This is a genomic window from Wenyingzhuangia sp. IMCC45574, from assembly GCF_054182685.1.
Genome location: NZ_CM135169.1, coordinates 1,500,933 through 1,516,187, shown reverse-complemented (window position 1 = coordinate 1,516,187; position 15,255 = coordinate 1,500,933). Strand labels below are relative to the sequence as shown.

The window sequence follows — 15,255 nt, the reverse complement described above, 5'->3', positions numbered from 1 at the left end:
TTAAATCATTTTAACCTATTATGAAAAAGACAATACAGCTTTTGATGGTAGCTCTAGGTAGCTATGTAATTTCTTCTTGTGCAAACTCAACTAACACCGATTTTAAGCCTTTATTTAACGGAGAAAACTTAGATGGATGGTATTTAAAATTGAGAAATGGAGATGATAAACTGGCTAAGAAAGTTTTTACAGCTAGTGAAGGAGTAGTACATGTGTTTAAAGATTTTCCAGCTGAATATGAACTAAATACTGGAGGAAATGGAACACACGGTATGATGTATGCCGATAAAGAGTATAGTAAGTTTATTTTTAGGTTTGAGTACAAATGGGGAAAAGGAATCTCTAATAATTTTGAAAGGTATCAATACGATGCAGGAATGTACTATCATGTAGTAGATGATAAGATATTTCCAGAAGGTTTAGAGTATCAGGTACGATATAATCATGTAAAAGATAAGAATCATACAGGAGATTATTGGGGTAAGAATTTTACATGGTATTCAAAAGATGGTAAAAGCTTTGTAATGCCGAGTAATGGAGGAGAGAAGGTCAAAAAAAGAGGAGAACATTTGGCTTTGGATGGATTTAAAGCAAATGGTTTAAACAATCAATGGAATAAATGCGAGGTGATTGTAATGGGGGACCAGTACTCAATACACAAACTGAATGGGGAAATAGTAAATATGGCTACAGATTTGCCTTATAGTAAAGGAAAAATAGGTTTACAGTCTGAGACTGCTGAGGTTTTTTATAGAAATATAGAAATTAAAGAGTTTGATGAAATTGTTCCAATAGAGCAGTTTTTAAATGATGCAAACTAAAAGTAATAAGGTATTAACTCTTACATCGTTATTTTTTAAATGTAAAAAAACAGCCTCCTAATGGAGGCTGTTTGTATCTGTAGATATAGAGAAATAACTTTCTATATTTATTTAATTTCGTAAATAGCAATTGTACTAGAAACTTCGTTTGTAGCAATCATTAAATAATTTCCTGTAGGGCTATCAACTTTGTCAACAACAGTTAAACCTTCTGGAGAAATATCATCGCTGTTTTCAATCCACTTAAGAAATTGAGGGTTTAATGGATCGTTTATGTTGTAAACTAAAATTCCACTTGTTCTTTCCAGTCCAACAAATAATAACGTGTTGTTCCCCATTTTTAACACTTTTACCGCTTCTGGTTCAGCACCTTTGTCATCAGATCTTCCGTCGGTTTTGTCGTCTTCGTTTCTGTTAAATATACTTGGAGCTAAAGCTAGAGTTCTACGCGCAATCTCAGAACCAGAATCATAGATTAAAGTACCTTCTGAATTCCAAATAGAAAAAGAACGAGCACCGTAACCATAAATTTGGTCAATATCACTATCTCCGTCAGTATCTCCATTTGCAGTAGTTATTTTTAAACGTCCTAAGTTTTCTTCTTGTTTAAGCCAAGTTCCGTTTGGATAAGCATCTGGGTCCAAAGTTAAGTCTTTAACTCTTGCCTCCTCAGAGTATCCAGCGTAATCTCTTGCATCACCTTCGTTGGCAGAAACAATAAAACCAGCTCCGTTAGACGTAAAGTAATCAATTGCATCTGGCATATAATAACTTAAAACAGGCCAGTTTTTTAAATTTCCAACAACATCGTCTTTGTCCGATGCATCGATTTCGTTTCCAGGGATGCTGTAGTTTTTAGTTCCTAAACCAACTAATTTAGTAATGGTTTTCGTGTCTAAGTCTAGAATTGCAAAACCATTATTTTCTTGTAAAGCAATATAAGCTGTTTTAGAATCATCAGAAACAGCAATAAATTCTGGCTCTATATCTTGCTCTAAAGATGCTCCAGGTCCAAATACTCTAAAGTCGTTTCCAGGATTTGTAAGTCCTGTAAAGGCGATTGGGGTAATAGTACCAGTTGCTACTTCTACTACAGTAATAGAACCTTCTGGGTCTTTTGTATAATCGTCACTAGGTTCTCCTTCGTTAGCAGAAATTAAATATTTTCCATCAGGAGAAAAAGTAACCATGTCAGGCAAAGCACCAGCTGCATAAGATGTAATGGCTGCTTGAGTTGCTGTGTTAAAAGTTTCGATTGTTCCGTTAGCTTGTTTGTCATTGTTTTCAACAGCAACAGCTAAAATTCCGTTTGATACAGCAATAGAGTTAGGAGCACCAGGCAGAGTGATGTCAGTTCCTTTTACAGGGCTTTTAGGGTTTGTTAAATCCAATACAGAAACAACTTTTTCTTCTCCATTGGTAATAAAAAGTTTGTTTGTTGATGGGTCGAATACAGAGATTTCTGCAAAAGCTTCGTCATCACCATTGTCAAAACCACCAATTTTCTCAAACGTTAATAAGTCTAACGCTCCGTTTACTCCATTAACCCCGTCAATACCATCAGTACCGTTTGTTCCATCAATACCATTAGTACCGTTAATACCGTCGTCTCCGCAAGAGATTATAATAAAAGATCCTAAAAGACCAAAGGCAAATAATTTAGATAATTTTTTCATTTTTTAGATAAAATTTGTTTGCCGTAAAATAAAGCCCCTATTGTTTAGGAAAGGTTAATTGTAGAAGATGGTAGTATTATGATTGAGTTTTCTTATTGTTGATTTTGTTATGGAAGTGTTAGTTAATTATCAAATTGCGTATTGATTTGATTGAGTTTTTTCTTTTCCACTCCGTAGTCATTATATAATATAAATGTAACTCAATAAAAAAAACTCAGGTTATCCTGAGTTTTTTTTATTGAGTTGTTTTGTTTTCTAGTGTTAATTAGAATATATATTTATATGTTTGGCTCCTTTTTCGTTAGATACGATTAATAAGGTTTTTCCATTAGGGCTGTTAGCTGCATCTACAATAAGTAGTCCTTCTGGGGAGGTGTTTTTTAATCTTTGTAAAAAGATAGGAGCATTTACGTTTGAAATATTGTATACCAAAACATCACCACTTCTTTCTAAACCAATTACAGCAAAAGTTGTGTCTCCATCTTTAAAGGTGGTTACAGCTTCTGGTTCTGTTCCTTTATCAGCAGAACGATTGTCAGGATATGAACCAAATTGATTTAGAGATAATAAAGCAAGCTCATTACCCGAGTCGTAAATTTGTTTACCGTTTGTGTTCCAAATAGAAAAAGAACGAGCACCATAACTGTATATTCTATCGTATCCACTCCCTCTCTTACCGTTTACTAGTGTAATTTTTAATCTACCCAGGTTTTCGTTTTTCTGTATTTTATCAATAAATGCAGCTCTATCAGCTGGGGCTATATCTAATTCATCTACATCAAATATAGGAGAATCAGTATTAATATCAATATCGCTTAATCTGCTTTCTTCAACAAAACCTGGGGATCCATTGTATTCTCTAGCATCTCCTTCGTTTGCGGTTATAATGTAACCGTTGCCATCAATTTCAAAATAGTCAATAGCATCTGGTTGGTAGAAACTTAACACAGGAGCATGACTAAATTTTCCAACTTGCCCATCTTTATCGCTAAAATCAAAATAATAATCATTGTAATCTTTTGTTCCAAAAGGGTAAATGTTAGTAATGGTCTTAGACGCAATATCTAATTTTGCCATACCATTGTTTTCTTGTAATGAAATAAAAGCAAATTTAGAATCAGAAGATGTTGTAATATATTCAGGTTCAATATCTCTTGATAAATTAGCTCCAGGTCCAAATACCCTGAATCCACTAGCTTCTAGCGTAGCTTTATCTGGGTTAAAAGCATGGAAGTTAATTTGTGAAGAAGTTTTAGTAGCAACTTCAATCATTGTTATAGTACCTTCAGGGTCTACGGTGTAATCGTCATTTGGTTCTCCTTCATTTGCTGCCAAAATATATTTACCATCAGGAGTAAACGTAACCATATCAGGCAAAGCTCCAGCTTCAATCTCTGCATATGGAGTGCTTAAATCAGAGGTGTTAAAGATTATTATTTTACCATTGTCAGTTTTAATGTCATTTTCAATTGCAATGGCTAAGAAACCACCTTTACATGCAACGCTATTTACATTCCCACCAAAAGTAGTAATATCAATAGGAGTACCAATTGTTGGTGCTGTTATGTCTTTTACGTCAATTACTTCAATTCTTTTCTTATCGGGGTTTGTTGAGAATAAAGTATTAGTGTTTATGTCGAAAGCAGAAATTTCTGCAATACCTTCACCAAATTCAATAGATGAAACAGATGAGAAATAATTGTTTTGGGCATTAACTCCGTCTACACCATTTGTTCCATCAACTCCATCTATACCATCAGTACCATGTGTTCCGTCTTCTCCATCAAGTCCATCTTCTCCACAAGATATTAGAGTAAACACCCCTAATAGACCAAAAGCAAATAATTTTAATAATTTTTTCATTTTATTGTAAGTTTTTCGAATGCTAGTTGAAAATTGCAATTTTTTTAGCAAGTGTTTATAGCAAATTTTAGTCAAAAGTAAAAGATGTATGTTATCTGAATGTTAAATTCAGTTTTTAAACTTTAAAAAGCTTTGTTTAGATGAAGTTTTATTCTAAAATCTAAATCCGCAGTTTCTCCAATGTAAAATTTATTAAGTTTTTCGCTTTTAAGTATATAAAATATATGTTTCATAGTTTATTAAAAAGCAAAAAACCGTTTCAAAAAAAATGAAACGGTTTTAATGGTGGTGCCTCCAGGAATCGAACCAGGGACACAAGGATTTTCAGTCCTTTGCTCTACCAACTGAGCTAAGGCACCATGCTTATCTTAGCGGTTGCAAATATATAACCTTTTTAAAGTTTCACAAATTTTTTTCAATAAAAATGTCCTTATATTTGAGTGAAATCAAACAGGAAGATGAATCTAATAATTGATGAAGGAAACACAAGAATAAAGCTCGCAATCTTTAATAAAATGGAGTTGCTTGATATTGAGTTTACTAACCGTGAAAATTGTCGAGAAGACATAAGTAAGGTGTGTCAAAAATATAAGATTGATGGATGTATTGTTTCTTCTGTAACCGATGAAATTATTTCAGAATTCGAGAAATTACTGATAAAAAAGAAGGTGAAATTAACGAATATGACTTCTTTACCTTTTATAATAGACTACAAAACACCAAAAACTTTAGGAGTAGATAGAATTGCCTTAGTGGCTGCTGCTTGGCAAAAATATCCTAAAGAAAGCAGTTTAGTGATTGATGCAGGAACATGCATTACGTATGATTTTATAGATAGTAATGGGGTGTTTTATGGAGGAGCTATTTCTCCAGGGATAGAAATGCGTTTAAAAGGACTACATACTTTTACTAAAAAGTTACCTTATATAAGTGTAGAAGATCAAGAGATAGGTCTTATTGGACAAACCACAGAAGAATCTATTAAAAGTGGAGTTGTAAATGGTACAGTGTTTGAGATTACTGGTGTAATTGAAACTTATCAACAAAAATTTGGGAAAGTTAATATAATATTAACTGGTGGAGATGCATATTTCTTGGATAAGCGATTAAAAAATAGCATATTTGTCAACCAAAATTTCTTGTTAGAAGGATTAAACCAAATTCTAACGTATCAAATTAAAGATGAAGCAAAATTTAAGTAGAGTAGTAGTAGTTGTGGTAATGTTCTTGTTTGTTGGGGGGTATGCTCAGGAGCAGCAAGTTTCATCGTTATTGTCTAATTATGGAATAGGTAGTGTTTTTTCTGAAACTACCGTAGCAGAAAAGTCACAAGGAGATTTATCTGTAGTATCCAATAACAATACAGAAGTAATATCTATAGCCAATCCAGCATTGTTAGGAGATTTAAAATTAACCTCTTTGGCAATATCTGTACAAGCACTTGGTGCAAATGTAGAAACATCAACTGGAGATTTTAGTTCGGGGTCTGTTGCAATTTCTAATTTAACTTTAGGAGTGCCTTTAGGAGATCTAGGTGCTTTTTCTGTAGGGTTAAGAAGTCATTCTGCAGTTGGATATGAAACCGGAAGTACAGATTTTTATAACAATTCTTCTGGAGGAGTAAATCAGTTTTTTATTGGAGTTGGTTTTAAAGTATACGACGGTTTAACTGTAGGTGCTCAAATGAATCGTTATTTTGGTAAAAGTGAAAAGTTACAAGCTTTTAGAGGGGTTCAAAAATCTACAGTATATAATAATGAGTACAATGTAACTGGTATTGCTACCAGAATTGGAGCTCAGTACAAGTATAAATTATCTAAAAACTTACAGGCAACAGCTGGTGTGTATGGTGTTTTTGGTTACGACTTAAAAGGAGAAGGAACTTCTAGATTTTACGAGGCAATACAAGCAAGTCCTAAAACTTTTTCTGAAATAGCAGGTACTGCAATAGAAAGCAATCTGTCTGGTAAAGAAGAGAATTCTTTTAAAACAGCGTTAGGGTTAGGTTTAGGAAAAGATAATAATTGGTTTGCGGGACTGTCTTATGAGTTTAAAGATGCCAATAACTATACAGGAAACATTTTTAATCAGAGTGTGTCTGCTACATTGCCTATTGCTTATGAAGGAAGTTCTAAATTAAGCTTAGGAGGGTATATTATACCTCAAAAATATGCACTAAAGAATTACTTAAATAGAGTTGCTTATAGAGCTGGTTTTAAGTATGAAAAGACAGGTTTAATGATGAATAATGAGAGCGTAAAAAATCTTGGCATATCTTTTGGACTAGGATTACCTGTAGGAAGAAGAGTTTCTTATGCTAACTTCTCGTTTGAGTTAGGTAGGTTAGGAGATGCTTCTAAAAATAAATATCAAGAAGAGTACTTTAATGTAGGTGTTGAATTCTCTTTATCTGATAAATGGTTTAATAAAAGAGTGATAGATTAAATATATAATATGAAAACAAAATTAACTACTTTATTTACAATTGTATTTTCTGTTTTGTTCTTAAACGTACAGGCACAAGATGACTGTGCTTTAAGATACAATATGTTAAAAACAGATTATAAAACAAAAAATTACGAATCAGCGTTAAAGAATTTAGATTACTGTTTAGATAATTGTGGAAAATTAACTGCAAATATCTACATATACGGAGGTAACTTAATTAACAAGATGTTAAAGACAGCTACTCCAGAGAAAAAAGCAGAATTAATTGCTTTGGAGAAAAAAATGTTTTCTAAGCGTTTTGAGTATTTCCCAAATGCAGATCCTGCAAAAGCTCACAGTGATTACGCAGATTTCTTAAAAGCTACAAACGGAGATAGTAAGGAAATTTTTGAGCACTATGATGAAGCTTTTAAAATTGATCCTACAAAATTAGGAGTTGGTTCTATAATTAACTATTTCTCTATGGTTGTTGAAAGAAACAAAGACAACAACTTAAAAGAAGTATTCAATACTTACGATACCACTATAGAAGCTATTAACAAGAAAGTAGAAAAGTATTTAGCGGTTGTAAAAGACTTACAAACTAAAGAAGAAGAAGGGCAGACTTTATTGTCATCAGAGAAAAGAAAGTTAAAAGCGGCTACTGTAAACTCTAAAGCTTTAGGACAAGTAGAAGGTTTATTAGATCAAAAAATTGAAGAAATTTCTACATGTTTATACTTAGTTCCTTTGTACACACAAGAGTACGATGCGAATAAGAATGATAAGTTATGGTTAGAAAGAGCTATTAACCGTATGTATAAGAAAGAATGTACGCAAGACCCTTTGTATGTTAAATTGGTAGGACAATATCAAGAGGTGGCTCCATCTCCACAAGCTTCTGTATTATATGCAGGTATTTTAATGGACAAAGGAGAAACAAACAAAGCACTTGCAGCTTTTGAAAAAGCAATTTCTTTAGAGACTGATCCAGAAAAGAAAGCAAGAAGTTTATACAAAGTAGCTGATATCTTTAGAAAGAAAGGACAATATGCAAAAGCTGTATCTTACGCTAAAAAAGCAATTAGATACAAGTCTAACTTAGGTAGAGCTTATACATTAATTGCTACTTCTTACCAAAAAGGAGCTAACAAGTGTGGTAAAGATGAATTTGAAAAGAGAATGGTGTATGTTGTTGCTGAAAGCTATGCTTTAAAAGGAGGAAGAGTAGATCCAAGTATCGCGGTTTATGCTTCTAAATTGGCAAGATCTTACAAAGCAAACAAGCCAAGTAAAAAATTAGTATTTAATAGTGATTACAAATCAGGAGATAGTTTTACTATTAAATGTTGGATTAATGAAACAGTAAGAGTACCTTAATCTGTAAGTAAAAAAATATAAAAAGCTGTTCCGTATATTCGGAATGGCTTTTTTTTTGCTTTAAAACCATTAGGTTTATAATAAACAGAATTACAATATATAGTTATATATTTGCTATAGTCAGAATTACAATGAATCGAATTAAATTAAAAAAGATAAAGTACTGCTTACACCTTATGATTATTGCTGTTATGGTGCTAAGTTGTAAGAATTCTACAAAGGAAATTAACGATTTCTTGGCAGATCAAAATTTACCTATTGGAGTAGCAGAGAATGTAAATTTGGTAAAAAAAGATTCAGGAAAGATAGTAACAAGACTTAGCGGAAAGCTGCTCTGGGATTATAAGAATAAAGAACTGAATCCATATCAAGAATTCCCTAAAGGAATAAAGATTGTTAACATAGATAGAATTACAAGAGATTCTACAACAATAACAGGAGATTATGCTATTAGGTTTGAGGAAACTTTATTTTCAGAAATAATAGGGAATGTTGTTGTAATAAACCATGCAAATGGAGGAGTGTTAAAAACGAACCAGCTGTATTCTGATGATAAAGAGAAAGTATACTTTACGGAATCTGCCTTTACGATGTATACTGAAAATGATACAATACATGGAGTAGGTTTTGAGGCTGAAAAGAATTTTAACAATTGGATTTTAAATGAAACCAATGGTGATTTAATTTTAGAAGAAAACGAAGAAAAACAAGAAGAGAATGAATAAGTTTAGCCAAATTTTATCTTGGGCATATTTAATAGTGGGGATTGTTTTTATTGTAGAGGTTTTTACAAATTGGAACACAGAAAGAGAGAAGTCTTATATGTCTATGCTAATGGCTGCATTGGCTATATTTATGTTTTTCTTTAAAAGAAAATATAGGAATAAAAGATTCGAAAAATAGTTTAAATGGACCCCGAAATACTGATTATAATAATTTCTGTTTTACTCTCAGCTTTCTTTTCTGGCTTAGAAATAGCATTCGTGTCGTCTAATAAGTTACAGGTTGCATTAGAGAAAAAGAAAGAGGGGTATAGGTCTAAATTACTGAGTAAGTTAACAGAGCGCTCTTCTAAGTTTATTACCACCATGTTAGTGGGTAATAACATTGCATTGGTAATTTACAGTTACTACATGGGTAAAAAGTTAATGGAGGTACTTCCGGCAGATTATAATGAGTCACTTTTAATTCAAACTTTAATTTCCACCTTACTAATTCTTGTAACTGCTGAGTTTTTACCCAAAGCTATTTTTAGAGTTTATGCAAACGAGACCTTACGTTTTTTAGCAGTGCCTGCTTACTTTTTTTATTGGTTGTTTTATTTAATTTCTAGTTTAATAGAGTGGATTTCTGCTTGGTTATTAAGAATTCTTTTTGGAACTAAAGAAGAAGAGGGAGAACAACAATTTAGCAAAGAAGAATTGGGGCATTACATAGATAAGCAAATGGAGAATGGAGATGATCAGACGATTAGCTCCGAAATTCAAATTTTTCAGAATGCGCTAAGTTTTAATTCGGTAAAAGCTAGGGAGATAATGGTCCCTAGAACAGATATTGAAGCAGTAGAACTACATGAAAAGGTAGCCAAATTAAAAGAGCTATTTGTAGATACAGGTTTCTCTAAAATTATGATTTACAAAACCTCTTTAGATGATATTGTAGGGTATGTACATGCCTACGAAATGTTTAAAAATCCAAAGACCATAAAATCGATCATATTACCAGTAGAATACATTCCAGAATCTATGATGATTAACGATGTATTGAGTGTGATGATGAAGAAGCGAAAGAGTGTAGCTGTGGTTATAGATGAATATGGAGGAACGTCGGGAATTATTACCATAGAAGATATTATAGAAGAACTTTTTGGGGAAATAGAGGACGAACATGATAAGATTGCTTTGGTAGAAGAGCAAATAGAAGACGGAGTTTATAGAATGTCTGCACGATTAGAAATAGACTATTTAAATGAAACGTATGACTTTAAAATTCCAAAGTCCGAATCCTACGAAACCTTAGGGGGATTTATTATTGAAAATATAGAGGATATACCTAACGAAGGTGAAGAATTTCGCATTGAAAATTTAAAAGTGAAAATTTTAAAAGTTGCGAATGCTCGTATAGAGGAAGTAAATCTGATCCATAAAAAGAACCAAGACAAGTAATTTCTTTAAAACTCTTGTTTTTTTATTTTAGGATTTCAATTGAAATTGTATTTTAGCGGACAATCAAAAAAAATAGATGTAGAACATGGCAATATTATCAAAAATCAGAGATCGCTCTGGGTTTTTAATCGCAGCAATTGGATTGGCAATGCTATCTTTTGTGATTAGCCCAAAAGATATTTACGATTTTTTAAGTAGCAAGAATTCCGATGCAATCGGGAAAGTGAATGGTGAGGAAATTTCTTACAAGGAGTTTGCAAGAAGAGTAGAGCTGTACAAGTCTAATTCAAGATCTAATTATGGTGGTTTAACTATAGAGAATATGGTTTGGAATCAGATGGTTAGAGAAAAAATCTACGAGATCAAATTAAAAGAAGCTGGTGTAGTAGTTGGTGAAGAAGAATTGTGGCAAGCAATTATTAGTAGTCAACAAATTACTTCTAGTCCACAGTTTAAAGGAGCTAATGGGCAGTTTAGTGAAGAAGCTTTAAAGAATTACATTGCAGATTTACAAGCAGACAAATCTAAAGAAGGACAAGCTCGTATTCAAGGTTGGTTGTCTTTTGAAAAAGATATCAAGTACAACTTGTTAACTCAAACATACAATGATTTAATTAACTACGGAGTTGGAGTTTCTAAAGCAGAAGCTACTAGTGACTATGTATTAAAGAATACAAAAGTGTCTGGAGACTTTGTTTACTTACCATATGCTTCTATAGAAAATACAGCGGTTAAAGTAACAGAAGACGAAGTTGCAGGATATGTTAAAAATCATGCAGCAGAATACGAAACAGAAGCAACAAGAAACTTAAAGTTTGTAAAGTTCCCTTTTGAAGCATCAGAAGCTGATGAAAAAGCTATTGAGGCTGAGTTAACTAAGATGATTGAAGATGAAACGGCAGTTGCTGAGTTAAGATTAGAATCTGGATTGAAAAATGCTACTGACATTGCTGCTTTTGCAGAAGAAGTAGAAACAGATTTACCATTGGTAGATAGATATCAGTCTGCAGATGAAATTCCAGCAGTTATCAAAGAAGCTATTGTAAACGGAACTGAAGGAGCAGTAGTTGGTCCTTATAAGTTTTCTAAGTATTACAAGCTTACAAAATTAGTTGGAACAAAAAAGTTACCAGATTCAGTTCAAGCAAGTCATATTTTAATCAATTTTGCTGGAGCTCAAGGTGCACAACCAACTGTTAGAAGATCTTTAGCAGATGCTCAAAAATTAGCAGATAGCTTATTAACTGTAGTTACAAAATCACCAAAGCAATTTGGAACACTTGCACAGAACTATTCTGCAGATCAAGGTTCGGCTGCTAAAAAAGGAGATTTAGGATGGTTTGGATACAGAGCAATGGTTCCTGAATTTAGAGATTACTGTTTTGAAAATGCAAAAGGAGATATGGGAGTTGTTAGAACTAACTATGGTTTCCATGTAATTAACATCCAAGATCAAAAAGACTTTAACTTAGCTTACAAGTTAGCTACTATTTCTAAAAAGATTGAGGCTTCTGAAGAAACTGAGAATATAGTGTTTAGAAATGCAGAAACATTTGCTAAAGAAGTAAGAGACGGAGGAGACTTAGAGAAGTTAGCAAAAGAGAAAAACTATACAGTAAGTCCTATTAACGGAATTAAAGAATTAGATGTATATGTTGGTTCTTTAGGAGATAATAGAAAAATTGTAAGATGGGCTTTTGAAAAAGAGACTGGAATTAACTCAAGCAAGCGTTTTGATTTAGATGAAAACGGATATGCTGTTGTAGTTGTGGATGATTTACAAGAAAAAGGTCTTAAGTCTGCTAAGAACGCATTTAGCCAAGTAGAACCAATTCTTGTAAAAGAGAAAAAAGCAGCATTGTTAAAAGCTAAAATGGAAGGAACTTCATTAGATGCTATTGCAAGTGCTAATAAATTAACTGTAACTAGTTTTAGCAATGCAACATTAGGAGCACCAACAATTGCAGGTATAGGAGTAGAGCCAAAAGTAATTGGAGCTGCAATTTCTAGCAAAGAAAATACGTTGGTAACAAATGTTGTAGGAGACAAAGGAGTATTTGCTTTTGTTACTAAAGAAGTGGTTAAAGCTACTGCAGACGATAAAGCTATCAATGTAAAGAACTCATCTAAAGCAGTTCAAGGAGGTGTGGCAAGACAGTTGTTAGATGCTTTAAAAGAAGGAGTAGAAATAGAAGACTATAGAGCAGAAAGGTTCTAGTAGAAAAAAAATATTTGAACAAAAAGAGAGGCTTTAGGCCTCTTTTTTTGTTCTCAGACTTGCCTTTTTTAACTTTGTGAATTATGATAAATCAAGAACAGCTACAAAAGCTTAGTGACCGAGTTGCTAGGTTGAAAGAATATTTAGAGATTGATAAAAAGTTGATTGAAATTAGCAATCAAGAAGAACAGTCTTTGGCACCTGATTTTTGGAATGATCCTAAAAAAGCAGAAGCTCATATGAAAGCGCTAAGAGCTTTAAAAAAATGGGTGGAGGATTATGCTAAGTCTAAAGAATTGATTGAGGATTTAGGGGTTACTTTAGATTTTTATAAAGAAGGAGAAGCAACAGAAGAAGAGGTAAATGAGTTAGAAACTATAGCAGTTACTTTATTAGAGGATATTGAGTTTAGGAACATGCTTTCTAGTGAAGGAGATGAAATGAGTGCTGTGTTACAGATTACTGCTGGGGCTGGAGGTACAGAAAGTTGCGATTGGGCAGCTATGTTGTTTAGAATGTACACCATGTGGGCTCAAAAACAAGGCTATAAGATTAAGGAACTTAATATGCAGGACGGAGATGTTGCTGGTATTAAAACGGTGACTGTAGAGATTGAAGGAGCGTTTGCTTTTGGGTACTTAAAAGGTGAAAATGGAGTGCATCGTTTGGTGCGTATTTCTCCATTTGATAGCAATGCAAAACGACATACTTCTTTTGCTTCTGTGTATGTATATCCTTTGGTGGACGATTCTATAGAAATTAAAATAGATCCTTCTGAATATTCTTTTGAAACCATGCGAGCTAGTGGTGCCGGAGGTCAGAATGTAAATAAGGTGGAAACAGCGGTGCGTTTACGTCACCATCCTACAGGTATTATTATAGAGAATTCCGAAACACGTTCTCAACTAGATAATAAAACCAAAGCCATGCAGTTGTTAAAGTCTCAGTTGTACGAATTGGAGCTACAGAAGAAAATGTCTGCTAGGGAAGAGATAGAGGCGAGTAAGATGAAAATTGATTTTGGATCTCAAATCCGTAATTATGTAATGCATCCGTATAAATTAGTTAAGGATGTACGTACAGCCTTTGAAACAGCCAATGTGGATGCGGTGATGAATGGAGAGATAGATGGTTTTCTAAAGTCATTTTTAATGAAGTCTGGACAAGAAGAAAATAAAAACGAATTGTAATAGTAAACGAATATTAGGATGATTAAAATATATCACAATCCAAGATGTAGTAAAAGTAGATTAGGAGTAGCTTATTTGGAAGACAAAAAGGTAGAGTTTGAGGTTGTTAAATATTTAAATGATACTTTGTCTTTTGGTGAATTAAAAGAGATTGTTGGTCAGTTAGGAATTGAACCTATTGAGTTGGTTAGAAAAAATGAAGCCATATGGAAAACCACCTATAAAGGAAAAGAATTGTCTGGAGATGAAGTAATTCAGGCCATGGTAGATAATCCTAAATTAATAGAACGACCAATTGTTCTAAAAGATGGAAAAGGAGTGGTGGCAAGACCTACCGAAAAAATAGAAGAAGTTTTATAATTCTTTTATTTTTTGTAAATTATAGGTATGCAAATAACAGATTCAATAGCATTTAAAATTTTTAAATCTTTCACCTTTTCTCAGGCTGAAATAGCTATTATTGAATCTAAGTTTCATAAAGAATATTATAATAAAGGCGATGTTATTTTAAATGTTGGAGAGGTCGTTTACGATCAATATTTTGTGGATATAGGCTGTTTAAGAGCTTTTTTTTTAAAGAGCGATGGAAAAGAACATACTGTACAGTTTGCAATAAATGATTGGTGGATGAGTGATTATACAGCATTCTTTTATACAGAGAACTCTACAATTACCATTGAGTGCTTACAAGATTCGTCGGTTTACAGGATTTCTAGAACAGATTTAAAGGCACTGTACAAAGAGGTACCGTTGGTAGAAACTTTTTTTAGAGAGAAATTAGAAAAAGCCTATGCAAATTTCCAACGAAGAATTCTGTCTGCAAACACGCAAAATACGCAAGAACGTTATTTAGATTTTGTACAGCGTTATCCAGGAATTGTAGAAAATGTAAAGAATTATCACATTGCATCCTATTTAGGAGTTACTACAGAAACCCTTAGTAGGATTAGAAAAGAGATTACACAAGGTTGATTTATTATTATATGTCAATTTTTTTAAGAATAATAAGAGGTAAATTTGTCTATTGAATCTTTTGATAACAATTAGTTACTACCTCTTAAATTATTTTACAGCGATTTTACTTTTTAGTAAAATCGCTTTTTTGTTGCCAATGTTTTCTTAACCTAAGGAACAGGTAGACTGTGAATTAACACATTAGTAAATAAACTATTTCTGTTGTAAATTGAATATAAAAAGATATCATTATGATGGGAGGAGGAGCTGGCCATATGCAGGATATGGTCAACAGAATAAAAGAACTTAAATCTAGAAGAGCAGAAAGAAAAGAGTCTAAGGATAGATATAGGAGTTTACAAGGTGGATTTTCGGATACTGAACTTAATTTTAAAAAAGTTTCCAAGGAAGAGTTAGAAAAGATTAATACTAGAAATAGAGAAATTGCAAAACAAGAGCGTAGGAAGAAAAATATAGTAACAATTTTAATTTTCGTTCCTGTTTTTTTATTGGCTATGTATTATTTGAAGCAGTCTTTGTTTATGACATTAAAATAAATCA

General features: G+C 32.8%; 15 protein-coding genes and 1 tRNA gene. 12 read left to right on the top strand and 4 right to left on the bottom strand.

The features are described from left to right. Nucleotides 1-20 precede the first annotated feature (20 nt). Nucleotides 21-821 carry a 3-keto-disaccharide hydrolase gene (locus tag ACXHHC_RS06360; protein ID WP_458228798.1) on the top strand — a complete coding sequence of 267 codons (801 nt, stop codon included), beginning with the start codon at nucleotides 21-23 and terminating at the stop codon, nucleotides 819-821. A 107-nt stretch (nucleotides 822-928) separates the two neighbouring features. Here the strand turns inward: ACXHHC_RS06360 and ACXHHC_RS06355 are convergent, their stop codons facing one another. The 4 genes from ACXHHC_RS06355 to ACXHHC_RS06340 form a co-directional block, all read right to left on the bottom strand. After that, nucleotides 929-2,497, bottom strand: coding sequence for a choice-of-anchor I family protein (locus ACXHHC_RS06355; protein WP_458228797.1), 1,569 nt, complete (start codon nucleotides 2,495-2,497; stop codon nucleotides 929-931). 261 nt (nucleotides 2,498-2,758) lie between these two features. Then, nucleotides 2,759-4,360: a choice-of-anchor I family protein gene (locus tag ACXHHC_RS06350; RefSeq protein ID WP_458228796.1), complete on the bottom strand. Its 1,602-nt coding sequence runs from the start codon at nucleotides 4,358-4,360 to the stop codon at nucleotides 2,759-2,761. A gap of 122 nt (nucleotides 4,361-4,482) precedes the next feature. Beyond that, nucleotides 4,483-4,593 (bottom strand): GIY-YIG nuclease family protein, encoded by a 111-nt coding sequence (locus ACXHHC_RS06345; RefSeq protein WP_458228795.1) that lies wholly within the window; start codon nucleotides 4,591-4,593, stop codon nucleotides 4,483-4,485. Between the two features lie 50 nt (nucleotides 4,594-4,643). Beyond that, nucleotides 4,644-4,719, bottom strand: a tRNA-Phe gene (locus ACXHHC_RS06340). Between the two features lie 99 nt (nucleotides 4,720-4,818). On the opposite strand from ACXHHC_RS06340, the gene ACXHHC_RS06335 reads away from it, so the two are divergent. The 11 genes from ACXHHC_RS06335 (at nucleotide 4,819) to ACXHHC_RS06285 (ending at nucleotide 15,251) form a co-directional block, all read left to right on the top strand. Beyond that, on the top strand, nucleotides 4,819-5,562 hold the full coding sequence (locus ACXHHC_RS06335) for a type III pantothenate kinase (protein WP_458228794.1): 744 nt from the start codon (nucleotides 4,819-4,821) through the stop codon (nucleotides 5,560-5,562). Continuing rightward, nucleotides 5,543-6,805, top strand: a complete 1,263-nt coding sequence (locus ACXHHC_RS06330) for a hypothetical protein (RefSeq protein ID WP_458228793.1) — start codon at nucleotides 5,543-5,545, stop codon at nucleotides 6,803-6,805. The genes ACXHHC_RS06335 and ACXHHC_RS06330 overlap by 20 nt, the downstream gene beginning before the upstream one ends. Nucleotides 6,806-6,814: 9 nt before the next feature. Next, entirely contained in the window at nucleotides 6,815-8,167 is a 1,353-nt protein-coding gene (locus tag ACXHHC_RS06325) for a hypothetical protein (protein WP_458228792.1), read from the top strand. Nucleotides 8,168-8,298: 131 nt separating this feature from the next. Then, on the top strand, nucleotides 8,299-8,892 hold the full coding sequence (gene lptC / locus ACXHHC_RS06320) for an LPS export ABC transporter periplasmic protein LptC (protein ID WP_458228791.1): 594 nt from the start codon (nucleotides 8,299-8,301) through the stop codon (nucleotides 8,890-8,892). Continuing rightward, nucleotides 8,885-9,070 carry a hypothetical protein gene (locus ACXHHC_RS06315; RefSeq protein ID WP_458228790.1) on the top strand — a complete coding sequence of 62 codons (186 nt, stop codon included), beginning with the start codon at nucleotides 8,885-8,887 and terminating at the stop codon, nucleotides 9,068-9,070. Before lptC ends, ACXHHC_RS06315 begins: the two co-directional genes overlap by 8 nt. A 5-nt stretch (nucleotides 9,071-9,075) precedes the next feature. After that, nucleotides 9,076-10,332 carry a hemolysin family protein gene (locus ACXHHC_RS06310; protein ID WP_458228789.1) on the top strand — a complete coding sequence of 419 codons (1,257 nt, stop codon included), beginning with the start codon at nucleotides 9,076-9,078 and terminating at the stop codon, nucleotides 10,330-10,332. Nucleotides 10,333-10,417: 85 nt separating this feature from the next. Then, nucleotides 10,418-12,550 carry a peptidylprolyl isomerase gene (locus ACXHHC_RS06305; RefSeq protein ID WP_458228788.1) on the top strand — a complete coding sequence of 711 codons (2,133 nt, stop codon included), beginning with the start codon at nucleotides 10,418-10,420 and terminating at the stop codon, nucleotides 12,548-12,550. 83 nt (nucleotides 12,551-12,633) lie between these two features. Then, a complete protein-coding gene (gene prfB / locus ACXHHC_RS06300) occupies nucleotides 12,634-13,740 on the top strand; it encodes a peptide chain release factor 2 (protein WP_458228787.1) in 1,107 nt (368 codons plus the stop codon). An 18-nt stretch (nucleotides 13,741-13,758) separates the two neighbouring features. Beyond that, complete coding sequence (arsC, locus tag ACXHHC_RS06295; protein ID WP_458228786.1) at nucleotides 13,759-14,100, top strand: arsenate reductase (glutaredoxin); 342 nt, start codon at nucleotides 13,759-13,761, stop codon at nucleotides 14,098-14,100. A 27-nt stretch (nucleotides 14,101-14,127) separates the two neighbouring features. After that, on the top strand, nucleotides 14,128-14,712 hold the full coding sequence (locus ACXHHC_RS06290; protein WP_458228785.1) for a Crp/Fnr family transcriptional regulator: 585 nt from the start codon (nucleotides 14,128-14,130) through the stop codon (nucleotides 14,710-14,712). Nucleotides 14,713-14,945: 233 nt separating this feature from the next. Continuing rightward, nucleotides 14,946-15,251, top strand: a complete 306-nt coding sequence (locus tag ACXHHC_RS06285) for a hypothetical protein (protein ID WP_458228784.1) — start codon at nucleotides 14,946-14,948, stop codon at nucleotides 15,249-15,251. Nucleotides 15,252-15,255: the final 4 nt, after the last annotated feature.